The sequence below is a fragment of the Mesorhizobium sp. P2_F7 genome, assembly GCF_056403695.1.
In genome coordinates this window covers 262,376-282,924 of the sequence record NZ_JBFUFA010000004.1, presented here as the reverse complement: position 1 = coordinate 282,924, position 20,549 = coordinate 262,376, and the positions used below count along the sequence as shown (strand labels likewise).

The window sequence follows — 20,549 nt, the reverse complement described above, 5'->3', positions numbered from 1 at the left end:
TGAGGTCGGAGAGGTACGACCATAGATTAGCGTGAGCTTAATCAACACCAAGCCAGTATCTCAGAAATCGCCGAAACAAGCGCACCAAATAATCTCATATGTACTAAGCACGAACAGAGGCTAGACAAGCGAAGATTCCAATAGCATTGTTGGCACTGGGACGGGGCTCGACCGGCAAGCGCAAACGATGCTTGTCGGTGGTTGGCAACAGCTAAACCGTACAGCCGTAATTGCCACGGTTGCGAGACAAGGAGTCCCAAGGATGCCGAACCCGAGCCAGACCAGCGATCAATGGTGGGTCAACGACCAGACGCCCGATAACCCTTACGGCAAAAGCGAAGATTACGAGTCCTACCTCGACTACCTTGGAGCGCTGGACCGCTCGCTGACGCCGGCGATCGCGGCGGGAACGCTAAGGATTAATGTCTCCGAACTCAACGGCCATCCCGAGTACAAGGCCGCCGCGATCGGCGCCTTGCAGATGTGGGCTCTTGTCACGCCTTTGAAGTTCGAAATCGTCGACAATGCACCCTACAACAGCGCAACGGACTGGATGCAGGTTGTCAGCCCAGAACTGGGCGAGCAGGACGACGGCAGCGCCTACTCCAACGACCGCTATGTCAGCATAGGTCAGCGCTTCCACGACACCGAGCACAACAAGACGGCCATCGGCGGTTATGTCTTCGATTCCTTCATCCATGAATTCGGCCACGAGTTCGGCCTGAACCATCCTGGCCTGTACAATTACAGCGGTCCCGGCGGCGTCCAGATCAACTATCTGAACAACGCGACCTGGACGTACGACCGTCAGCAATACAGCGTCATGTCCTATTTCGACGGGATCGATGTCGGTGAACCCACCCGCTGGTCGGCATCAACGCCGATGATGGCCGACATTGAGGCTGTCATCCGCCGCTTTTTCTCGACCGTCGACGCGAATGGTGATCGCACCTATCAGCATATCGACCTCAACACGGGCGACAATGTCTACGGCTTCGGCAGTACTGTGGATGGCTACCGGCTCAGCGCCTCGGGCATGCAGCACGACATCGGTTTTGTGATCCATGACACCGGCGGAACCGACACGATCGACTTCTCCGGCTCGACAGCGGGCACTATCCTCGACCTGCGCGCCGGACAATTCTCCAGCGTCAACGGCCATAGCAACAATGTGTCGATCTTCGCCGGGCACAACGCCGATGGCACCGACTATTACATCGAGAACGGCATCGGCAGCCGCTATAATGACATCCTGATCGGCAATGACGGAAACAACGTGCTGGATGGCCGCGGCGGCGGCGACCGCATGGCCGGCAATGGCGGCGACGACATCTATTTCGTCGACTCCCTCGACGACATCGTGCGCGAAGAAGCCAATGGCGGCAATGACACGGTCGTTCTGCTGAACCGGAACCTGCATATCCGGAATATCGCCAACGTCGAACACATCATCTATGCCGACGAATCGACACTCCAGCCTGGAGGCGGTGGTACCGAAACCCCACCACCGATCATCGGCGACAACACGATGACCAGCATCATCTTCGGCGACAATGGGAACAATACGCTCGACGGCGGCGCCGGCAACGACACGATCTTCGGTCAGGGCGGCGATGACCTCATCATCGGCGGCCGCGACTCGCTCGCCAGCCGCGACATCAACAACACCATCGATGTCGCCGATCTTCCAGACCAGACCGAGAGCGACGACGGCAATGACACGCTCTATGGCGGCGGCGGCAACGATACGATCCTCGGCGGTCAGGGCAACGATATTCTCGACGGCGGTGCCGGCGACGATACGCTGAGCGGCCAGGATGGCGTCGATATATTCAGGGGCGGCGCGGGCGTCGACACGGTCGACTTCAGCAAGGAGAGCCCCTTCCAGCTGCTCGTCAACCTGGAGACGAACGTTGCCAATGGCGGCACCGCCACGGGCGATACCTTCTACAGCATCGAGAACCTGATCGGGTCCGATGACCGTATCGACCGTTTCATCGGCACGTCGGCGGCCAATCATTTCTGGGGCCGCGGCGGCGGCGACTATTTCAACGGCGGCGGCGGCAACGACATACTGGATGGCGGCAATGACGGCGACATCCTTTACGGTGAAGCCGGCAACGACACCATCATCGGCGGCGCCGGCCAGGACTATCTGGATGGCGGCGCCGGTATCGATACGGTCGTCTACGACGGCAGCTCCGCCGGTGTAACGATCGACCTCGCCAATGGCACGGCCAATGGCGGCGACGGCGATGGCCCGGTGCAGATCGTCGGGCGCGGCACCGTTATCCGGCACGACATCCTCGTCGGTTTCGAAAACGCCGTCGGCTCCTTCTTTGATGACCATCTCATCGGCAATGCCCAGGCCAACAAACTTTCCGGCGGCGCCGGTAACGACACGCTGACCGGCGGCGGCGGCGCCGACATATTGAATGGCGGTGCCGGCAGCGATACCGCCGACTATGCCGACGCGACCAGCGGGCTCAGCCTCAAACTGGGTGGCGGCAAATCCGGCGGCGACACCTATATCTCGATCGAAAATCTGGCCGGTTCGGGCTTCAACGATCACCTGACGGGCGACGGCTCGGCCAACGTGCTGACCGGCCAGGGCGGCGCCGACAAGATCGACGGCGGCGGCGGCGATGACACCTTGCTCGGCGATTTCGCCTATCAGGGCGATGCTCCGCCACGCCCGGGCATGGGCACCGGCTACGCCACGCTCGGACCCGATGCGACGAACAATTCGGTCGCAACCGCCTTCGACATATCGAACAACTTCTCGCTGACGGCCGACCCCGACATCTTCGATTCGACGACCACCCTTCACACCACCGTCAATGCTACCGGAAACGGCCTCGGCGGATATTACAGCGTCGACCTGGCTGCCGGCACGATCATCACCATCGACATCGATGGCATTGCCGACCCCAATGTCCATGACAGCATCGTCAGGCTGCTGGACAGCGATGGCAATGTCGTCGCCCAGAACGACGATGGCGGCGACGACCCCGGCTCCACAAACGGTCGGGATTCGAGCACGAGCTTCATCGTTCAGGAAACCGGAACCTACTATATTCTGGAAGGCGAATGGTCGGCCTCGGCTCCCGGCGATGGCTGGGTGGAATCCGTGCCGGCGGGCTCGACATACAAGCTGAACGTATCGGTCGAATTCCCGCCAGCACCCGCGCAGCCCGGCGTCGCGGGCGCCGATACGCTCAACGGCGGCGGCGGCAACGATCTGCTGGATGGCGGGCTCGCTGCCGACACGCTGACCGGCGGCGCCGGCCAGGACTATTTCCGCTTCTCGACAGAACTCGGGAACGGCAATATCGACTGGATCAAGGACTTCAAGGTCGCCGACGATACGATCCTGCTGGACAACCTGATCTTTGCCAGCGTTGGCGGCGACGGCGCCCTCGCCCTGGGCTCATTCTACAAGAGCGCAGCCGGTGCTGCTCATGATGCCGACGACCGCATCATATACGATACCGACAATGGAATATTGTCTTACGACGCCGATGGTTCCGGACAGGGCGCAGCCATTCAATTTGCGCACCTGAACACAAATCTGGATCTTTCGGCTGCAGACTTCATTGTCATCTAACGCGCTACCGGGAGGGGGGCTTTCAGGCTCCCCTCCTGCCTCAGATCCGGCAGGGTGCCGCAGCGAAAAAGGGAGAGCAGGCGATGACCGACCGCCGTACAGTGTTGATGGCCGCCGGAGTTGCGGCTGTCGCCGCCGCCACCGGGGCAGCCACTGCGCAATCGACTGATATTCACGGCGCAGTCACCTTCGTCGGCGGCAAGGCTATCCCGGAAGGTCAGCTCAAGATCTATCTCGAGGACCCCGCCATTCAGGACAGTGCGCGCCGTCGCGCCGCGAAAACCAGCCTCAAAATCGAGGGCGGCGCAAAGACGATAGAATTTTCCTTGCCCCTGCCCGCAAGTTCAACCGCTTCACCGACGCTGCAGGTCGTTGCACGCCTGGAGCGTGCGGACGGCTGGCTGGTGGCGCGGGGCAGCGCCCAGTTCGAGGCGGGCTTGCCCGTCCATATCACACTCAAGGCCGTTACATATTGAGGGGCGAGATGCCACATCCTGATTGCGAGCCTGCATGCAGCTGACTCGGTCGCCGCCGCTTACGCTGGTCGGAATTCTGTCGTCCTTTCGACGGGCTTTCTCGGGCATTGTCCTGATGAGCGGGGTCGTCAACGTGCTGACCCTGACCGGCTCATTCTTCATGTTGCAAGTCTATGACCGGGTCGTTCCGGGTCGCAGCGTGCCGACGCTGGTCGGCCTGGCGGTGCTGGCGGCAACGCTGTTCGTGTTCCAGGGGGTGCTGGAGCTGATCCGCTCCCGCCTCATGGTGCGTCTGGGACAGGGGTTGGACGCGAAGCTGAGCCCGTCGGTCTATTCGGCGCTGATGCGCCTGCCGCTGCGCGCCAAGGCTTCGGGTGACGGACTGCAGCCGTTGCGGGACCTGGATCAGGTTCGCGCCTTTATCGGCAGTGCCGGACCGACCGCGCTGTTCGACCTGCCATGGATGCCGCTCTATATCGGCATCTGTTTCATCTTTCATTTCTGGATCGGCGTTACCGCGCTTGCCGGCGCCGCCGTGCTGTTTGCGCTGACGCTTCTGGCCGAATTCCGGACCCGCGGCCCGACAAGGACCGCCGGACAGCACGCAGCCGTCCGCAGCACCTTGGCCGAGGCGACCAGGCGCAATGCCGAAGCCATGCAGGCCATGGGTTTTGGCGGCCGTATCGCCGAGCGATGGCATGCCGTCAATGCCGAGTACCTGAACGCCCATGCGGCAGCCAGCGATGTTGCGGGAACGCTTGGCACGATTTCCAAGATCCTGCGGTTGATGCTGCAATCGGCCATGCTGGCGATCGGCGCTTATCTGGTCATCCAGCAAGAGGCGACAGGCGGCATCATGATCGCAAGCTCGATCATGATGGGCAGGGCGCTGGCTCCGATCGAACTGGCGATTGCGCATTGGAAGGGTTTCATTGCGGCGCGGCAGAGCTGGGCGCGCCTGAAGCAGCTGTTGTCCGATCTGCCGGAAGGCGCAACCGGCGTAACCCTGCCTGCGCCTGTCAGCGGGTTGGCGGTTGAGAATGTCAGCGTCGCGCCGCCGGGCGAGCGCACGCCCGTGGTATGGGATGCAACTTTTTCACTGGCCAAGGGATCGGGCCTGGGGGTCATCGGCCCGAGCGCTTCCGGTAAGTCGTCGCTGGTGCGTACGCTTGCGGGTGTCTGGCTGCCGGCGCGGGGCGCCGTGCGGCTGGACGGCGCGACGCTTGACCAATGGCCGACCGACGAGCTGGGCAAGCATATCGGCTATCTGCCGCAGGATGTGCAGTTGTTCGACGGAACGATTGCGCAGAACATCGCCCGCTTCGACCCGGATGCGCCATCCGACATGGTGCTCGCGGCAGCCAAGGCCGCCGGCGTGCATGATCTCGTCGTGCATCTGGCCGACGGTTACGACACCAGGGTTGGCGAAGCCGGCGCGTCGCTGTCGGCGGGACAACGGCAGCGCATTGCCCTTGCGCGCTCTCTCTATGGCGATCCGTTCATGGTCATCCTGGACGAGCCGAATTCCAATCTCGATGCGGAGGGTGAAGTGGCCTTGTCCGCCGCCATCCAGGGCATCCGGGACCGCGGCGGCATCGTTATCGTCGTCGCACACCGATCCACTGTGCTCGCCAATGTCGATACCGTGCTGGTGATGGCCAATGGGCATGTGCAGGCCTTCGGTCCCAAGGATGAGGTGCTGAACAAGGTTTTCCGAACGGCAGCACCGCTCAAGGTCGTTGCCGCCACGGAGAGAGGCGTTCCGGCATGAACGAGGGCAGGAGCGCTTTGCATCACAAGCAGGTCCGCCGCTATCTCGTGGCTGGGGTTGCTACCTGTCTGCTGCTTGTCGGCGGTGTCGGCGGCCTAGCGGCAGTGACCAAAATGTCGGGTGCAGTGATCGCGGCTGGCCGGCTGGTGGTCGATTCCAACGTAAAGAAGGTTCAGCATCCGACTGGCGGCGTGGTCGGCGAGATCCGGGTGCGTGAAGGCGACCGGGTCAAAGCGGGCGATATTCTGGTGCGCCTGGATGAGACGACAACGCGCGCCAACCTGGCGATCGTCTCAAAAGGTCTGGATGAGTTCTATGCGCGGTTGGCGCGCCTGGAGGCGGAACGTGACGGCAAGGACACGATCAGCTTCCCGGAGGTTCTGACATCGCGGCGCGACGAAGCGGGTGTCGCCGCATCGATGGCCGGAGAACAATCGCTGTTCGATTTCCGGCGCCAGGCGCGATCCGGCCAGCGATCGCAATTGCGCGAACGGATCGCCCAGTTGACGCAGGAGACTGCCGGCCTGACCGAGCAGCTGCAGGCCAAACGCCACGAGATCGAGCTGATCCAGATCGAGCTGGAAGGCGTGCGGTCGCTGTGGCATCGCAAGCTGATAGGAATCGAGCGCATGACGGCGCTGGAACGGGACGCGGTGCGGCTCGAAGGCGAGCATGGGCAGTTGACCGCGGGAATTGCCCAGGTGAAAGGCAAGGCGTCCGAGATCGAACTGCAGATCATCCAGATCGACCAGGATCTTCGCAGCGAAGTCGCAACCGATTTACGCGAAGCGCAAGGGAAGATCTCCGAGTTCGTCGAACGCAAGGTGGCGGCCGAGGATCAGTTGAAGCGCATCGATCTGCGCAGTCCGCAGGATGGCGTGGTGCTGCAATTGGCCGTGCACACGATCGGCGGGGTCATCACGCCCGGCGAACAAGTGATGCAGATCGTACCGGTAACGGACGATCTGACCGTTGAAGCGCATATTGCGCCGCAGGATATCGACCAGGTGACGATGGGCCAGAACGCGATTTTGCGTCTGTCGGCCTTCAATCGGCAAACCACGCCGGAACTGACCGGGACGCTGTCGCGTATCTCGGCGGATCTCACCACCGAAGAGCGCACCGGAGCAGCCTTCTATGTTGCGCGGGTGACGCTGCCGAAAACCGAGGTCGCCAAGCTGCGCGGGCTGGCGCTGGCGCCGGGCATGCCGGCCGAGGTGTTCTTCCCGACGGGCGATCGGACGATGCTTTCCTATCTGGTGAAGCCACTGTCGGATCAGATCCAGAAGGCTTTCCGGGAAGAATGAAGTCGAACCTTTGAGAAGCAATTCTAGGAAAAGCGCGTAGCGGTTTTCCGCCTGCGTCACTTCATAAAAGTCGTCCAAAGCCACCAAGCGAAGCGCTTCAAGGACAGGATGTCGGTTCTTGTGAGGCGCAGTAAGTGGACGGTCTGTACCGCCAAATCGAAAGACTCCATTGCGCGTGCAGGATCAGCCCGTCGGTCTGGGCTCTCGAAATTGCCTCCGGTTGCTGTTTCATAGACAGCCTGACTCAGGCGCTTGTATTCTTGTGCCCGCCGCCCGCAGATTTCGACGATCGTTGGATAAAGTAGGGTTGTGGCGGCGTGATGGGCTTTCACCCTCCCGGCGACCAGTACTTCCTCTTCTGGGTCCTTCGGCTGTTTGAGCCAATAGGCCTGTGAAGAGTCTGCCAGTTTTTCGATATCTTTGATGTGCTCGTTAATGAGAGCGACCTCTTCTGATCGCATCAGACGATATTGCTGCAAAAACCAGCCAATCATCGCGCCAATAAATGCGAACGCGAGCTTCTCGAGCACTAACAGGCCCCGCTAGTGAGTGTTGCTAACTACCCTAGCCTCTTTAATATAGGATTCTATCATCTCTTTGAAAAATCTCAGATGTGGCTTGCTGCACCGGATTTCGAGATGCCTAAGTAACTCTTGCTGAGTAAACGCACCGGTTCGCACTAGACCACCGAAAGCTTCTTCCAAAAAAGAGGACCCGAACGATCTAACACCATCGATGTCGATGATTAACTTTTGCGACGAGCCAATTTCAATGGCGGCCCTAAGGGCCGGCACCAATACCTCTTTGCGAAAACGCTCACCGTTGTAGGTGCCATCAGTCGGCACCCTCCCAGATGGGTAAGGGCTAAACTGCGTCGCAACGTCAATCGTCTTTTGCATCATGTTCTCAAACCAGACAGTTCGACGGACCACTCCACCAAGGTTCCACCGATGGAACACGGTAAAGCACCGGACCTCAATCGTCTATCTTGCGTGGTCTGGCGGCACCAACCGCCACGACTGTAGACGGTCAAACTTCCAGGGCCGATCTTTTGAAGCGTTTCAAACATCTGAGGAAGGCCCTTGCCTCGATGTTTTTCGTCCGTCCGCGAGCCACCATACCTCATCGCCGCTCTTATGTAGGTACCGTCATCCTCATACTCAAATTGCCTATTGGGCTTAAGCGCACGCTCCAAGAAGCGAACCACCTTCTTCAAACGATCCAATCGCGGATAAGTTGCAGGTATCGACGCGCCTTGATCATACACCACTACCGTTAACGAGTTCGCGGCGCGGTCGGCCGTAGCGGCCACCCACAGGCTATTGATGTGGTCGTACCCCAATTCGATATCATCAGGATATGCGTGATTTGTGACGTTACTAATAGCCTCGCTTAGTCCAGTTAGAAATTCAATTATTATACTTTCGGGAATATCTTGATCCGGGCTAAGGAATTTTCCAAGCTGCTGCAACGAACGATCTATCGTTCCTAAGTCATCAGAATTTTTTGAGCTAACTATTCGCATCGTCTGAGTGAGTTTTTCTTCGGAAACCGGGTTTTCTCGCTTTGCGGACAACCCAACAATTTCAAAAAACCCAATCTGATATAGCTTATTAAACACTGAGTCTTGCCATTTGTCCAATTCCACGGTTGGCGGCACTATGCCGAGCAATTTTCCAACGCGCTCATATTCAGCCGCGAGAACCACGGCGGCAGCGGTAGATATTTCCTTCAGCTTGGAAAAATCAAAATACCCGACGATCTGAGGTAGCGCGCCCGGTCGCTCTGATCTCTTAACGAAAGGCTGACCTTTGTTGATCGAGCGTTGGAAGGCACGACGAAGGGATTCGAACCAAGCTACACTTTCTGTTCGGTTTTTATCTAGACATAGTGGGGAAGGAGGGGCGACTGGTGCACGAAGACAGATAGCCCATTCTGGGTCGCCGCCTTCCCATATCTGGACGCGCCTTACTGCCCGCATGTTCGGGGTGCCATATTTTTGCACCCAGCGTGAGGCTACATAAGTTCGCCCACGCCGCCTCGCCTCGTTGCGCGCTCGCAAGAAATGCCACTTACGGTGTGAGGTGTAGAGCTTTTTCAATCTTCGCTTATTTTGCAGAATCAAAGGCTCGGATAAATATCCGGAGCGACTCGTTACCAGAATCCCCTCATCCATGCGACTGGCATATTGCGCCTCGTGCAGTAGTTCATTCCCTGCCACAGCGCGGCTCTTCCTCTCTTCGCAATGATTCTCTGCCGAAGTCACAGAATTACGAGCACTCATCCGACACCCAAGAAGAAACACAGAAAAAAGATGCCGGCCGGCATTGCTGCAAGTCACATCGAAGCTGAACAGGCAATAGGCATCTTAAATATCTTGCGTAACGCCCCAGTCGAGCAAATCAAATTGAGTATAGCACATCCGAGTCGGGTTTGCGAGTTGCCCGTACCAACTTGATTGCTAGCCACCTGACCGTTGAAGCGCATATTGCGCCGCAGGATATATCGACCAGGTGACGATGGGCCAGAACGCGATTTTGCGTCTGTCGGCCTTCAATCGGCAAACCGCGCCGGAACTGACCGGGACGCTGTCACGGATCTCGGCGGATCTCACCACCGAGGAGCGCACCGGAGCAGCCTTCTATGTTGCGCGGGTGACGCTGCCGAAAACCGAGGTGGCCAAGCTGCGCGGGCTGGCGCTGGCGCCGGGCATGCCGGCCGAAGTGTTCTTCCCGACGGGCGATCGGACGATGCTTTCCTATCTGGTGAAGCCACTGTCGGACCAGATCCAGAAGGCTTTCCGGGAAGAGTGAAGCCGCAAGCGGCGTGTTTTGCCATTCGCCGGCTTCCCCGGCACCGGGACCGGCTGGTTGCCGATCCCGAAAGCGTTAGCCCCCCTACTCGGCAGCCTCGTAGCCGGCGATGCCCTTGATCTCGAGGAAATCCTCCAGCCCGTATTCGGCGTATTCGCGGCCGTTGCCGGATTGCTTGTAGCCGCCGAACGGCAGGCCAGCGTCCCGGGTGGGGTAGTTGATGTAGGCGTTGTCGGTGCGCATGCGGGCGGCGACTTCGCGGGCCTTGTTCATGTCCTTGGCCTGGATGTAGGAGGCCAGGCCATAGACAGTGTCGTTGGCGGTGCCGATCTGCTCGCAACGCCTCGGCGCTCAATCGGTACGGCCAGGTATATTAGCATTCAACGATATATTAATAAGTATGATCGAACCTTTGCGTATCGGGACCAATTCCCGATCGACGATCCGGCACTATTTGTGTGCCGACGCTCGACCGATGCGGAGCAAAACGCATGAGTGTCGAAACAGCGCTGGCGCAGCTATTGCGCATGATCCACGGTCGCGCCCTCAATCTGGCGGCGTTGCCTGATGATGAGAGAGTTACGCACTACGACAGCATCCGCCGGTCATGTTGCGGAGCCGCCGAGCACGTCGGCCAGAGTCCCGACGATGCAGCCATCACGGCAAACAGCATGGTCGAATTCACCCGCGCCATGGTTGGGATCATCGAGACAAACCGCGGCTATGACAAGCGGCGGTCCGTCTCCGGGCGGTGACCCGGTTGACGAGACCAGCGAAGGCGGCCGAGACCGCGCCCATTCGATTGCATTGGAGCTAGCGAGGGCCTTGTCTCCCTGCCCTACTCCGCCGCCTCGTAGCCCGCGATGCCCTTGATCTCGAGGAAATCCTCAAGCCCATACTCGGCATATTCGCGGCCGTTGCCGGATTGCTTGTAGCCGCCGAACGGCAGGCCGGCGTCCCACTGCGGATAGTTGATGTAGACATTGCCGGTGCGCATGCGGGCGGCGACTTCGCGGGCCTTCTGGATGTCCTTGGCCTGGATGTAGGAGGCCAGGCCATAGACGGTGTCGTTGGCAGTGCCGATCGCCCCTTCCACGGTGTCGTAAGGCATGATCGCCAGCACCGGCCCGAAGATTTCCTCGCGCGCGATGCGCATGTCGGGAGTGACATCGGCGAACACGGTCGGCCTGATATAGTAGCCACGGTTGAGCTCGGCCGGACGGCCTGGGCCACCGGCAACCAGCGTGGCGCCTTCGTCTATACCGGCCTGGATCAGGTCCTGGATCTTGTCGAACTGGATCTGGCTGACCACCGGACCCAGCTTGGAACCAGCCGCATCGGCCGGGCCGACGGTGAACTTTTCCGCCGCCGTTTTGGCATAGCCGGCAGCCTCGTCGTGGCGATCGCGCGGCACGAACATGCGGGTCGGCGCATTGCAGGACTGGCCTGAGTTGCTGAAGCAGCCGGCGACGCCCTTGCTGACGGCCTTTTCCAGGTCGACATCGGGGAACAGGATGTTGGCCGACTTGCCGCCGAGTTCCTGATGCACGCGCTTGACCGTATCGGCCGCCGCCTTGGCGACCAGGATGCCGGCGCGGGTCGAGCCGGTGAACGACATCATGTCGATATCGGGGTGGCTGGACAGCGCCTGGCCGACGCCCGGGCCATCGCCATTGATGAGGTTGAAGACGCCCTTCGGCACGCCGGCCTCGTCGATGATCTCGGCAAAGATGATGGCGTCGAGCGGCGCGATCTCGGACGGCTTCAGCACCATGGTGCAGCCGGCGGCGAGCGCAGGACCGACCTTGCAGGTGATCTGGTTCAGCGGCCAGTTCCACGGCGTGATCAGGCCGACGACGCCGATCGGTTCCTTGACGATCAGGGACGAGCCCTTGACGTGGCGGAATTCGAACGACTTCAGCACTTGCGCCATCTTCTGCAGATGCGCCAGTCCGACGCCGACCTGGCTATCGAGCGCCATCCGGCGCGGTGCGCCCATTTCGCGAGACACGGCCAGCGCCAGATCGGCGCTGCGCTTCTTGTAGACCTCGATGACGCGGTTGAGGATGTCGAGGCGTTCCTCGGCCGAGGTGAAGCCGAATGTATCGAAGGCGCGCTTGGCGGCGGCAACCGCCTTGTCGACATCGGCCTTGGAGCCGAGCGAAATCTGCGCGAAGGCGTCCTCGTTGGAGGGGTCGATGACGTCGAAGCTGTTGGGCACAACCGGATCGACCCAGACGCCATCGATATAGAACTGCAGATTGTGAGACATCGAGTTTCTCCTCGGGGAATTGCTGATCTGATTGGGGGGCGATCATCCGATCGTCGTATCGGCTCAGAGATAACGATGCGGCAAGAGCGATGTCAAACGCAAGGGCGGGCGATTGAGCCAGACGGCTATAGAAGCGTGTGCCCCGCCGTGACCAGAAGCCCCCTTGCCGCGGCCTCATCCTTCGTTTTGACGAGCAGATGGTCGCCATCGAAAGTGGATACCAGGAAAATGCCAAGTTCGTTTTCCGACAATGGCTTTATCACCGACAGCACGATGCCCGTTTCGTCGAAGGCAAAGGGACCTTGAAGTTTCAGGGCGACCCAGTCGCTGTCGTGCTTCACCCCGTCCGGCACCCGCTCCTGCAGGCAGACGATCGAAAGCTCGTCCTCGGTCCTGGTGATGCTGACGAAACCCGGTCCGTCGGCCCAGCCGGGAATGCTGTCTTTTGCTTCGAGGCGCGAAACTGCGTACCGCCCAGAGAGCGGCTTCAACCGGACCCTGACTGCCATCCGATCCTCCTTGTTTTCGGCGATCACGCCAGCTTCTTGCTCATATAGACCGTCGTGCCGTTCATGAACGGCTCTTCGCGGTCGATCGTGTAGCCGTGCCTCCTGTAGAGCGACACATTGGCCTCGAAGGCGCCGTTTGTCAGCAGGCGCAATTCGCGGCGGCCAGCCGCGCGTGCCTTCTCTTCGGCTAGCTCCAGCAACAGCCGGCCGATCCCTCTGCCCTGCGCCTGCGGCGCGACGCAGACATTCTCGATCCAGAGGTGATCGTCCTCCAGCATGGTTTCGAGCATACCGACGATCCGGCCGTCCTCGACAGCGAGATCGAAGGGATGTTCGGCAACCGCCTTGTCGTAGTCGGCGCGCATCGGCATCGGCTCGCGGCCAATCACCGGCACCCATTTGGCATAGGCAGCGCGCACGATGTCTCTAACGGCGGCAGCGTCCGCCGGCTCGGCCGGCCGAAATTCGATGGAAGAATTGGTCATAGCAAGACTCCAGACATGAAAACCCCGCCGGCGGATGTCGCGGCGGGGCTGGAAACGAACGAACCGGATTTAGTGAGCCGGTGTTTGTCGTCGCGCCTTGCCGCTCCCCACTGTGCAGAGGCGACGTCGCTTGGTGATGGCGAGCGAGAAAATGGACATGGCGCCACGCTGGAACAGGAAGCGCAGCCCGTCAAGATTTTGAGATTGGCCCAGCCTGTCGAATTCAGGGATGCTCTTGTCAGGTCAGAAGCGATTGTTCGTAAAAACCGATCATTCTAACCAAAACAATTCGTTGGAAAGATTGGTTCAGGAATGGCATTCCTCTGGCGTAGTCGCCTGGAGAATTGCATTGCCTTCCGCCACCCACATCGCGAACGATATTCCGAAAAGCACGATTTCTGCCGATCTGGCCGCGGGTCGCAAGCGGCTTGATTCGGTGTGGAACGGCATTATCCCCGGCATCGTGCTGGTGGCGATGATCACGGCCGTGGCCTTCTCGGCCCACAATGTCTCCGGCTTCGCGCTGTTCAGCCCGATGATCCTCGCCGTCGTCGCCGGCATGATCTATTCCAATGTGCTCGGCACGCCCGCTCACGCCAAGGCCGGCATCGCCTTCTCGCAGAAGCGCCTGCTGCGCTTTGCCATCGTGCTGCTCGGCTTCCAGCTGACGCTCGGCCAGGTCGTCTCCATCGGGGTCAGTGGCGTCGGCATTGTTGCGGCTACCCTTGGCGCGACCTTCGTCTTCACCATCACGCTCGGCCGGTTGCTCGGCGTCGACCGCAAGCTGGCGCAATTGATTGCCGCCGGCACCTCGATCTGTGGCGCCTCGGCGATCGTTGCCACCAACATCGTCACCGATGCGCGCGACGAGGACGTCACCTACGCCGTCGCCTCGATCACGCTGTTCGGCACCGTGGCCATGCTCGGCTTCCCGCTGCTGGCACCGGTGCTCGGCCTCGACCAGCATGCGTTCGGCCTGTGGGCCGGGGCCTCGATCCATGAGGTGGCGCAGGTCATCGGCGCCGGTTTCCAGAATGGCGCCCAGTCCGGCGAGATCGCCACCGTCGCCAAGCTCACCCGCGTCGCCATGCTGGCGCCGATGGTCATTGCGCTCGGCCTGATGGCGCGCCGCAAGACGAGCAGCGACCGGTCAAGCGACCAATCGGCGGCCCGGCCGCCCATGCCGTGGTTCGTCGGCGCTTTCGTCGCTGTCGTGGCACTGAACAGCCTGGTCACCGTGCCGGCCGAAGTGAAGTCGGCCATGGCGCTCGGCACCACAATGATGCTGACCATGGGGCTCGCCGCCATGGGCCTGCAGGCCAACATTTCGCAGCTGCGCTCGCGCGGCCTGCGGCCGCTGGCGCTGGCCTTCTCGGCCTTCCTGTTCATCGGCTGCTTCAGCCTGATGCTGGTGAAGTTCGCCTAATCCCTATCGGACGGCGCCGGCCAGGATGAGGTCGATACCGGCGAGAAACTGCGCGCGGTCGTCATGCTCGCGAAACCGCGCCGCCATCTTGTGCAGGAACGGAAAGCCGGCGGGGTCGCGTTGTGTCCATCGGGCAATGATCGTCGCCAGGAACGCCGAGCGGTCCGTATCTGGCGGCAGGAGGCGGGCGCTGGCAGCGTTCGCGGCGTTCTGCCCGGCGCAGCCCAGGATGTAATGCACCAGGGCGGACGCGACGTCGAGTTGCGCCTGTTCGGCGACGCCAAGCGCATCGAGCTGGCCGCCGATGCTTTCAAAGATCTCCCCCACGCAGGATTGCCAAGGCTCACGTGACAGCTGCGCGCCGGCCCAGGGGTGCGCGTCGATCGCGTCGAACAAGCCCAGCGCAATGGCCCGGATCGCCTCTCGCGGCTTCGCCTCGCCAACCCGCATGACACGAGCAATGACATGGTCGGTGGCCACCGCGAGCAGCTCATTCTTGTCGGCGACGTGCCAGTAGATTGCCCCGGCCCCGGTTGTCAGGCGCGCCGCGAGTGCGCGGAAAGTCAGCGCGCCCTCGCCGTCCTTGTCGAGGATCTCGATCGCAGCCTCGACGATCCGTTCTTTCGAGAGCGCGTCCGTGCGTCGTTCTGCCCGTTGAGCCGTTTTTGCCATGCGCACCATCTTGACATCATTGGAACGGCGTTCCATTTAACATGAATGGAACGCCGTTCCAATAAGTATCAGAGAAAGACGAGAATGTCACCAGTCACCATCATCGGTGCGGGCCTGGGCGGCCTCACGCTCGCCCGCGTCCTCCACGTCCACGGCATAGCAGCGACGATCTATGAGGCCGAGCCCTCGGCCGAAGCGCGCACGCAAGGCGGACAGCTTGATATCCACGCTGACAGCGGACAGCTTGCGCTCGCGGCGGCAGGCGTCGCGCGTGCTCGACAAGCGCGGCGCGGTGCTGCTCGACGAGCCAGACGACGGTACCGGCGGGCGTCCTGAAGTGCTGCGTGGCGACCTCAGGCGCATTCTCATCGACTCCTTGCCGGCGCAGACCATCCAGTGGGGGAAGAAGCTCACCGCCGTCACCTCGCTTGGCGCCGGCCGGCACGAACTGACATTCGCCGACGGGTCGAGCGTGAGCACCGACCTCCTCGTCGGTGCGGACGGCGCCTGGTCGAAGGTCCGACCGCTGCTGTCGGATGCCACGCCCACCTATACCGGCACGTCGTTTGTCGAGACCTATCTCTACGACGCCGACGAGCGACACCGGCGGCGGCCGAAGCGATGGGCGGCGGCACATTGTTTGCGCTTGCCCCGGGACAAGGCATTTTCGGGCACCGCGAGGCGGGAGCCGTGCTCCACACCTATGTGGCGCTCAACCGCCCCGCCGAATGGTTCGCCGGCATCGACTTCACCGACGCTGCGGCCACGAAGGCACGCGTCGCCGCCGAGTTCGAGGGATGGACGCCGGCGCTCACTGCGCTGATAACAGACGGCGAAACCCTGCCCACCTTGCGCACGATCAACACACTCCCGACCGATCACCAATGGAAGCGCGTACCCGGGGTGACACTGCTCGGCGATGCCGCACACCTTGCGCCACCGGCCGGCGAAGGCGCGAACCTAGCGATGTTCGACGGCGCCGCGCTCGGTAAGGCGATTGCCGCGCACCCCGGCGACATCGAAGCGGCACTCGCCATCTACGAACAGGCGCTGTTCCCGCGCAGCCAAGCGGCCGCGGCCGACGCACACCAGATGCTGGAGCTCTTGCTCGACGAGAACGCACCGTACGGGCTCGTCGGCTTTTTCACCGGGATGAAGGGCTGACCCACGCAGTTCGGATAGATACCGCCGAGATCAGGCGAGTTTGGGAATCAAACCATATCGGCTAGGGTTTGGCGCATCAGCCGCGAGCCCGCTAACGACCATGCCGTTTGTTCCCCTGCCCTTCGTCGTTGCCCTGCTGCTGTTCATCTTGCTTTGGGTGGTCGCCAGGCGCCAGGATGAGGCCGCGCCGAACCTGCCGTTTCTTGGCCTGATCCTGCTCAGCGCGCTGCAGTCGGTGCTGACCGGACTGCGCTGGGGCTACGGCGTGAACGAAGCAGGCTTCATCGCGCCCATAACCGCCTCGATCCTGCCGTCGCTGCTCTATGCCGGCGTTTCCAGACTGGTGCGAACCAGCAAGCGCGGATGGCCGGCGCTTCTGGCGATCCACGCAACGCCTGCCATCGTCGTCATCGTGTTGTTGATCGCCTGGCACGAGGCAATCGACGTCGCGCTTATCGCCATCGACTTCATCTATGCCGCCGCCATTTTATGGCTGCTGCGCGCCGGCGCGGACGGGCTGCGGCTCGCCCCTTTCGACGGCGCCGTCCCTGCCTATCGCGCCATCATTGCCGCGGCGGTGATGCTGTGCGTATCGGGACTGGTTGATGTTCTGGTATCCTTCGACATCTCGTCCGGCCATGGTGATCGCGCAGCGACCGTAATCGGCATCGCCAATCTGTTCATCCTGGTCTTTGTTGGCGTGGCGGCGGCAGCCGCCAGCCAGAGCCATGTTCCGCTCAACCTGGTCGAACCTATCGAGGCATCTTCGCCACGCGACGCCAGCGAAGACGCCGACACGATCGCCAAGATCAACGAGCTGATGCAGGACAGGCAACTCTACCGCGACGCCAATCTCAACCTCAACCGGCTGGCTCGTCGTGCCCGCATTCCGGCGCGGCAGATTTCGGCGGCAATCAACCGGGCGACGGGCAAGAACGTCTCGCAATATGTCAACGAGCACCGCATTGCCGAGGCCCGCCGGCTGCTGACGGAGACCGATCAGTCGGTAACCGAAATCATGCTCACCGTCGGCTTCCAGACCAAGTCGAATTTCAACCGCGAATTCCGCCGCGTCACAGACATGACGCCGCTCGCCTGGCGGGAGCGGAACGCACAATCGCCCTCGCTTGCGAGTCCTGTGGGCAGTTGAAGCCGGCGCAGCCATTCAGCGCTGAGTACTCAATCGCGATAAAGCACGTTCTCGATCATGATCGAGGTCTCCGGCCGCGTTCGGATGCGCTGATATCGCGGCATGAACACAACAACCGAACCGCTGGTTGCAAGCCGAAGGCCTTTGGTCTCCGGCCTACGGCGTGTTCGACAATGGAGAATTCAATGAAGTTCTGGATCGCGCTTTGCGCCGCCCTCGTTTCGATCATACCTGTGCAGCAGAGGGCTAGCGCCAGCGACGCTGTCGGCGTTCATCAGTTTCCCGCGCCATCCAAGGAGCGCGGCATCGATCTCGACGTGACGGTCTGGTACCCCGCACAGCCGGGCGGCGAGGCAGTCAGCCTGGGTGACAGCAAACTTTTCGTTGGCACGTCAGCCATGCGCGATGCGCCGATATCAGGTGAAAAATACCCGCTCATCCTGCTGTCGCACGGCGCTGGCCTTGCGGGAAATCCGCAGGCGCTCAGCTGGATTGCAATGCCACTGGCCAGCCAGGGTTTCGTCGTCGCCGCTCCGACCCATCCAGGCAATGCGGGACCAAAAAGGTCCGCCGCCGAGACGATGAAACTGTGGCTGCGGTCAGCCGATCTCGCGGCGACACTGGACGCGATAGGGACGGACACCTTTTTCAGGGATCACCTCGAGCAAGGCAAAGTTGGCGTTCTCGGTCTTTCCATGGGCGGCAACACCGCGCTTGCCATAGCCGGCGCCCGTGTCGACCCGAAGCTGCTGGCCGCCTACTGCGATACGGATCGTCTTAATGCCTCGCTGTGCGGGTGGGTCAGGCAAAGCGGAGTCGATCTCCACGCCATGGATCTGCGGCTCGCCGGCCGTGACGACAGGGATAAGCGCATTGGCTTCGCCATGGCGATAGATCCCGCCCCATCCGATGTATTCGACACCAGGAGTTTCGCCGGGATCACGATTCCGGTCGATATCGTCAACCTCGGCCGGCCTGGAAAAATCCCCCTGACCACCGACGCCTCCGGCATCGCGAAAGCGGTTGCAAATGCGCGCTACGCGACGATCGCGGATGCCAGCCACTACAGCATGTTCGGAGAGTGCAAGCCTGATGCGGCCGACATCATCGTGTCTGAAGAGATCGGCGACCCGGTGTGCGATGATGGCGCAGGTCGACCACGCAGTGAGATTCATGCGCAACTGATCGACATGGCGGTCGCGGCCTTCAATAACGCACTGAAAACCAATCCGTAGGCCGAGGGGCTATCTCAGTCCTCGAACGAGCTTGCCGCGACATAGATCGCGGCAAGCGCCTCGATGCCGGCCTGGTCGTCCTTGTCGAAGCGGCCGGGCGTCGGGCTGTCGAGGTCGATCAGGCCGAAGACGCCGTCATTGTCCCTGAGCAGCACCACCAGCTCCGAGCGCGAGGCGGCGTCGCAGGCGATGTGGCCGGCAAATTCGTGCACATCCTTGACCAGCATCGACATTTCGAGATCGATCGCGGTGCCGCACACGCCCTTGCCGACGGCGATGCGCACGCAGGCTGGCTTGCCCTGGAAGGGCCCGAGCACCAGTTCCTCGTCGGAGGCCAGGAAATAGAAGCCGGCCCAGTTGAGGTCGGGCACCATCTGGAAGATCAGCGCCGATGTGTTGGCGGCATTGGCGACCGAATCGCTCTCGCCGTCCAGCAGCGCCTTCAACTGGGTGGCCAGTTCGCGGTAGAAGGCTGGCTTGTCGGTGCTGTCGATGGTCTGGGCCGCAAACATGGTTCGTCTCCGTTGCCGGCGAGCCAAGATGCCCGCTATATCCCTGTCTGCCACCAATGACGCGCCTGGGAAATACACAATTGTGAATACCGTCCATGCCAGCAGAAGACAGGATCGGGTGCAGCCGGCAGCGAGCGAAGGCCCTCTCACCTTCGCCGTGCTGGTCTTTCCCGGCTTTCCGATGATGGCGTTCAGTTCGGTAATCGAGCCGCTGCGCGCGGCCAATGCTCTGGCCAAACGCGAGTGCTACCGCTGGGTGATCGTCGGCGCTGCCGAAGGCGCGGTCGAGGCGTCCAATGGGGTTATCATACAACCGGGCTTCTCAGCCTCTGGCGCGCCGAAGGTCGACCGCATCGTCGTCTGCTCGGGCGGCAATGCGGACTTGCTTGTCGCCGACGATGCGGTTGCCTGGATGCGCAAGAGCCTGCGGGGCGGCGCCCATATCGGCGCGGTGGCCGATGCGGCGTTCTTCCTCGCCAGGGCCGGCTTGCTTGACGGCCATGCCTGCACCTTGCACTGGACCAGCCAGGCGGCCTTCACCGAGGCATTCCCAGACATCGAGCTTCGGCGCGACCTCTATGTCATCGACCGCAAGCGCTTCACCTCGGCCGGCGGCGTCGGCAGCCTCGACATGATGCTGGAGATCATCACCAACGATTATGGCAGCGAGCTTGCGGCCGGTGTCGCCGAATGGTTCGTGCACAGCCCTTTGCGCTCAAGCGTCGACCGCAAACTGATGCCGCTCAGGCTGCGCACCGGCGTCCAGAACGAACTTGTGCTGTCGGCCATTGCCATCATGGAGGATGCGGTCGAGGAGCGGCTCGGCATGACTGAGCTGGCGGCGAAGCTCGGCGTCTCCTCCGACAAGCTGGAGCGCAATTTCCGCGCCGAGCTCAGCATTTCGCCCAATGGTTATTACCGACGTCTGAGGCTGCGGCGCGCCGCCGACCTGCTCGCGCATTCGACGCTGATGGTGCGCGACGTGGCGCTGGCCTGCGGGTTTGCGTCGATGTCGAGCTTTGCCCGGGCATTCAGGGAAGAGCATGGACATGCGCCGAAGGCCATGCGGCGGCATTAGTTGGCGTGGCACTAACGCTTTGAGATGCTGGCGGGACAGCGCCCCCCTCTGTCCTGCCGGACATCTCCCCCA

18 protein-coding genes and 3 pseudogenes are annotated in these 20,549 nt (G+C 61.6%); 12 read left to right on the top strand and 9 right to left on the bottom strand.

The annotated features are described in order from the left end of the window. The first annotated feature begins 262 nt into the window (after nucleotides 1-262). The 4 genes from AC1DZ8_RS15405 to AC1DZ8_RS15390 all read left to right on the top strand — a co-directional run bounded on the left by AC1DZ8_RS15405 (nucleotide 263) and on the right by AC1DZ8_RS15390 (nucleotide 7,161). The gene (locus AC1DZ8_RS15405) at nucleotides 263-3,607 is read left to right on the top strand and encodes a M10 family metallopeptidase C-terminal domain-containing protein (protein ID WP_477304382.1); all 3,345 of its coding nucleotides are present in this window, start codon (nucleotides 263-265) and stop codon (nucleotides 3,605-3,607) included. An 83-nt stretch (nucleotides 3,608-3,690) separates the two neighbouring features. After that, on the top strand, nucleotides 3,691-4,083 hold the full coding sequence (locus tag AC1DZ8_RS15400) for a hypothetical protein (protein ID WP_477304384.1): 393 nt from the start codon (nucleotides 3,691-3,693) through the stop codon (nucleotides 4,081-4,083). A gap of 34 nt (nucleotides 4,084-4,117) precedes the next feature. After that, nucleotides 4,118-5,854, top strand: coding sequence for a type I secretion system permease/ATPase (locus tag AC1DZ8_RS15395; protein ID WP_477304386.1), 1,737 nt, complete (start codon nucleotides 4,118-4,120; stop codon nucleotides 5,852-5,854). Beyond that, a complete protein-coding gene (locus AC1DZ8_RS15390) occupies nucleotides 5,851-7,161 on the top strand; it encodes an HlyD family type I secretion periplasmic adaptor subunit (RefSeq protein ID WP_477304388.1) in 1,311 nt (436 codons plus the stop codon). Before AC1DZ8_RS15395 ends, AC1DZ8_RS15390 begins: the two co-directional genes overlap by 4 nt. A gap of 56 nt (nucleotides 7,162-7,217) precedes the next feature. Here AC1DZ8_RS15390 and AC1DZ8_RS15385 read toward each other — a convergent pair whose 3' ends face one another. The 3 genes from AC1DZ8_RS15385 to AC1DZ8_RS15375 are packed head-to-tail and all read right to left on the bottom strand — an operon-like array spanning nucleotide 7,218 to nucleotide 9,382. Beyond that, nucleotides 7,218-7,691, bottom strand: coding sequence for a hypothetical protein (locus tag AC1DZ8_RS15385; RefSeq protein ID WP_477304390.1), 474 nt, complete (start codon nucleotides 7,689-7,691; stop codon nucleotides 7,218-7,220). A gap of 12 nt (nucleotides 7,692-7,703) precedes the next feature. Further along, nucleotides 7,704-8,060, bottom strand: coding sequence for an STAS-like domain-containing protein (locus AC1DZ8_RS15380; protein WP_477401146.1), 357 nt, complete (start codon nucleotides 8,058-8,060; stop codon nucleotides 7,704-7,706). Beyond that, on the bottom strand, nucleotides 8,060-9,382 hold the full coding sequence (locus AC1DZ8_RS15375; protein ID WP_477304394.1) for a hypothetical protein: 1,323 nt from the start codon (nucleotides 9,380-9,382) through the stop codon (nucleotides 8,060-8,062). Before AC1DZ8_RS15375 ends, AC1DZ8_RS15380 begins: the two co-directional genes overlap by 1 nt. A gap of 248 nt (nucleotides 9,383-9,630) precedes the next feature. Here AC1DZ8_RS15375 and AC1DZ8_RS15370 point away from each other — a divergent pair. Beyond that, a pseudogene (locus AC1DZ8_RS15370) lies at nucleotides 9,631-9,974 on the top strand (beta-barrel domain-containing protein); the annotation flags it as partial. A gap of 84 nt (nucleotides 9,975-10,058) precedes the next feature. On the opposite strand, the pseudogene AC1DZ8_RS15365 reads toward AC1DZ8_RS15370, so the two are convergent. Beyond that, nucleotides 10,059-10,310, bottom strand: a pseudogene (locus AC1DZ8_RS15365) (aldehyde dehydrogenase family protein); the annotation flags it as partial. Between the two features lie 155 nt (nucleotides 10,311-10,465). Between AC1DZ8_RS15365 and AC1DZ8_RS15360 the strand changes: the two are divergent. Next, nucleotides 10,466-10,729 (top strand): hypothetical protein, encoded by a 264-nt coding sequence (locus AC1DZ8_RS15360; protein WP_192253083.1) that lies wholly within the window; start codon nucleotides 10,466-10,468, stop codon nucleotides 10,727-10,729. An 83-nt stretch (nucleotides 10,730-10,812) separates the two neighbouring features. Here AC1DZ8_RS15360 and AC1DZ8_RS15355 read toward each other — a convergent pair whose 3' ends face one another. The 3 genes from AC1DZ8_RS15355 to AC1DZ8_RS15345 all read right to left on the bottom strand — a co-directional run bounded on the left by AC1DZ8_RS15355 (nucleotide 10,813) and on the right by AC1DZ8_RS15345 (nucleotide 13,240). Further along, nucleotides 10,813-12,246 carry an aldehyde dehydrogenase family protein gene (locus tag AC1DZ8_RS15355; protein ID WP_477304396.1) on the bottom strand — a complete coding sequence of 478 codons (1,434 nt, stop codon included), beginning with the start codon at nucleotides 12,244-12,246 and terminating at the stop codon, nucleotides 10,813-10,815. Between the two features lie 125 nt (nucleotides 12,247-12,371). Further along, nucleotides 12,372-12,755 (bottom strand): ACT domain-containing protein, encoded by a 384-nt coding sequence (locus tag AC1DZ8_RS15350; RefSeq protein ID WP_477304561.1) that lies wholly within the window; start codon nucleotides 12,753-12,755, stop codon nucleotides 12,372-12,374. A gap of 23 nt (nucleotides 12,756-12,778) precedes the next feature. Beyond that, nucleotides 12,779-13,240 carry a GNAT family N-acetyltransferase gene (locus AC1DZ8_RS15345; RefSeq protein ID WP_477304398.1) on the bottom strand — a complete coding sequence of 154 codons (462 nt, stop codon included), beginning with the start codon at nucleotides 13,238-13,240 and terminating at the stop codon, nucleotides 12,779-12,781. 15 nt (nucleotides 13,241-13,255) lie between these two features. Between AC1DZ8_RS15345 and AC1DZ8_RS15340 the strand changes: the two genes are divergently transcribed. Continuing rightward, entirely contained in the window at nucleotides 13,256-13,519 is a 264-nt protein-coding gene (locus tag AC1DZ8_RS15340) for a hypothetical protein (protein WP_477304400.1), read from the top strand. A gap of 70 nt (nucleotides 13,520-13,589) precedes the next feature. Continuing rightward, nucleotides 13,590-14,666 carry a YeiH family protein gene (locus AC1DZ8_RS15335; RefSeq protein ID WP_477304402.1) on the top strand — a complete coding sequence of 359 codons (1,077 nt, stop codon included), beginning with the start codon at nucleotides 13,590-13,592 and terminating at the stop codon, nucleotides 14,664-14,666. Nucleotides 14,667-14,669: 3 nt separating this feature from the next. Here the strand turns inward: AC1DZ8_RS15335 and AC1DZ8_RS15330 are convergent, their stop codons facing one another. Beyond that, nucleotides 14,670-15,374, bottom strand: a complete 705-nt coding sequence (locus AC1DZ8_RS15330) for a TetR/AcrR family transcriptional regulator (RefSeq protein WP_477304404.1) — start codon at nucleotides 15,372-15,374, stop codon at nucleotides 14,670-14,672. 48 nt (nucleotides 15,375-15,422) lie between these two features. Between AC1DZ8_RS15330 and AC1DZ8_RS15325 the strand changes: the two are divergent. The 3 genes and pseudogenes from AC1DZ8_RS15325 to AC1DZ8_RS15315 all read left to right on the top strand — a co-directional run bounded on the left by AC1DZ8_RS15325 (nucleotide 15,423) and on the right by AC1DZ8_RS15315 (nucleotide 18,887). Beyond that, a pseudogene (locus AC1DZ8_RS15325) lies at nucleotides 15,423-16,502 on the top strand (FAD-dependent oxidoreductase). A gap of 100 nt (nucleotides 16,503-16,602) precedes the next feature. Continuing rightward, nucleotides 16,603-17,652, top strand: coding sequence for a helix-turn-helix domain-containing protein (locus AC1DZ8_RS15320; RefSeq protein WP_477304406.1), 1,050 nt, complete (start codon nucleotides 16,603-16,605; stop codon nucleotides 17,650-17,652). Nucleotides 17,653-17,837: 185 nt separating this feature from the next. Next, entirely contained in the window at nucleotides 17,838-18,887 is a 1,050-nt protein-coding gene (locus tag AC1DZ8_RS15315) for an alpha/beta hydrolase family protein (RefSeq protein WP_477304408.1), read from the top strand. Nucleotides 18,888-18,901: 14 nt separating this feature from the next. Here AC1DZ8_RS15315 and AC1DZ8_RS15310 read toward each other — a convergent pair whose 3' ends face one another. Further along, complete coding sequence (locus AC1DZ8_RS15310; RefSeq protein ID WP_477304410.1) at nucleotides 18,902-19,399, bottom strand: GAF domain-containing protein; 498 nt, start codon at nucleotides 19,397-19,399, stop codon at nucleotides 18,902-18,904. A gap of 181 nt (nucleotides 19,400-19,580) precedes the next feature. Here AC1DZ8_RS15310 and AC1DZ8_RS15305 point away from each other — a divergent pair, with 181 nt between their 5' ends. Then, the gene (locus tag AC1DZ8_RS15305; protein WP_477304563.1) at nucleotides 19,581-20,477 is read left to right on the top strand and encodes a GlxA family transcriptional regulator; all 897 of its coding nucleotides are present in this window, start codon (nucleotides 19,581-19,583) and stop codon (nucleotides 20,475-20,477) included. Nucleotides 20,478-20,549: the final 72 nt, after the last annotated feature.

What these genes read in the sequence shown, in the direction of transcription:
- AC1DZ8_RS15395 (WP_477304386.1), top strand. Translation starts at nt 4,118, where the DNA reads ATGCAGCTGACTCGGTCGCCGCCGCTTACGCTGGTCGGAATTCTGTCG.
- AC1DZ8_RS15305 (WP_477304563.1), top strand. Translation starts at nt 19,581, where the DNA reads ATGATGGCGTTCAGTTCGGTAATCGAGCCGCTGCGCGCGGCCAATGCT.
- AC1DZ8_RS15390 (WP_477304388.1), top strand. Translation starts at nt 5,851, where the DNA reads ATGAACGAGGGCAGGAGCGCTTTGCATCACAAGCAGGTCCGCCGCTAT.
- AC1DZ8_RS15405 (WP_477304382.1), top strand. Translation starts at nt 263, where the DNA reads ATGCCGAACCCGAGCCAGACCAGCGATCAATGGTGGGTCAACGACCAG.
- AC1DZ8_RS15380 (WP_477401146.1), bottom strand. Translation starts at nt 8,060, where the DNA reads ATGCAAAAGACGATTGACGTTGCGACGCAGTTTAGCCCTTACCCATCT.
- AC1DZ8_RS15400 (WP_477304384.1), top strand. Translation starts at nt 3,691, where the DNA reads ATGACCGACCGCCGTACAGTGTTGATGGCCGCCGGAGTTGCGGCTGTC.
- AC1DZ8_RS15350 (WP_477304561.1), bottom strand. Translation starts at nt 12,755, where the DNA reads ATGGCAGTCAGGGTCCGGTTGAAGCCGCTCTCTGGGCGGTACGCAGTT.
- AC1DZ8_RS15310 (WP_477304410.1), bottom strand. Translation starts at nt 19,399, where the DNA reads ATGTTTGCGGCCCAGACCATCGACAGCACCGACAAGCCAGCCTTCTAC.
- AC1DZ8_RS15355 (WP_477304396.1), bottom strand. Translation starts at nt 12,246, where the DNA reads ATGTCTCACAATCTGCAGTTCTATATCGATGGCGTCTGGGTCGATCCG.
- AC1DZ8_RS15360 (WP_192253083.1), top strand. Translation starts at nt 10,466, where the DNA reads ATGAGTGTCGAAACAGCGCTGGCGCAGCTATTGCGCATGATCCACGGT.
- AC1DZ8_RS15330 (WP_477304404.1), bottom strand. Translation starts at nt 15,374, where the DNA reads ATGGAACGCCGTTCCAATGATGTCAAGATGGTGCGCATGGCAAAAACG.
- AC1DZ8_RS15320 (WP_477304406.1), top strand. Translation starts at nt 16,603, where the DNA reads ATGCCGTTTGTTCCCCTGCCCTTCGTCGTTGCCCTGCTGCTGTTCATC.
- AC1DZ8_RS15345 (WP_477304398.1), bottom strand. Translation starts at nt 13,240, where the DNA reads ATGACCAATTCTTCCATCGAATTTCGGCCGGCCGAGCCGGCGGACGCT.
- AC1DZ8_RS15340 (WP_477304400.1), top strand. Translation starts at nt 13,256, where the DNA reads ATGAAAACCCCGCCGGCGGATGTCGCGGCGGGGCTGGAAACGAACGAA.
- AC1DZ8_RS15315 (WP_477304408.1), top strand. Translation starts at nt 17,838, where the DNA reads ATGAAGTTCTGGATCGCGCTTTGCGCCGCCCTCGTTTCGATCATACCT.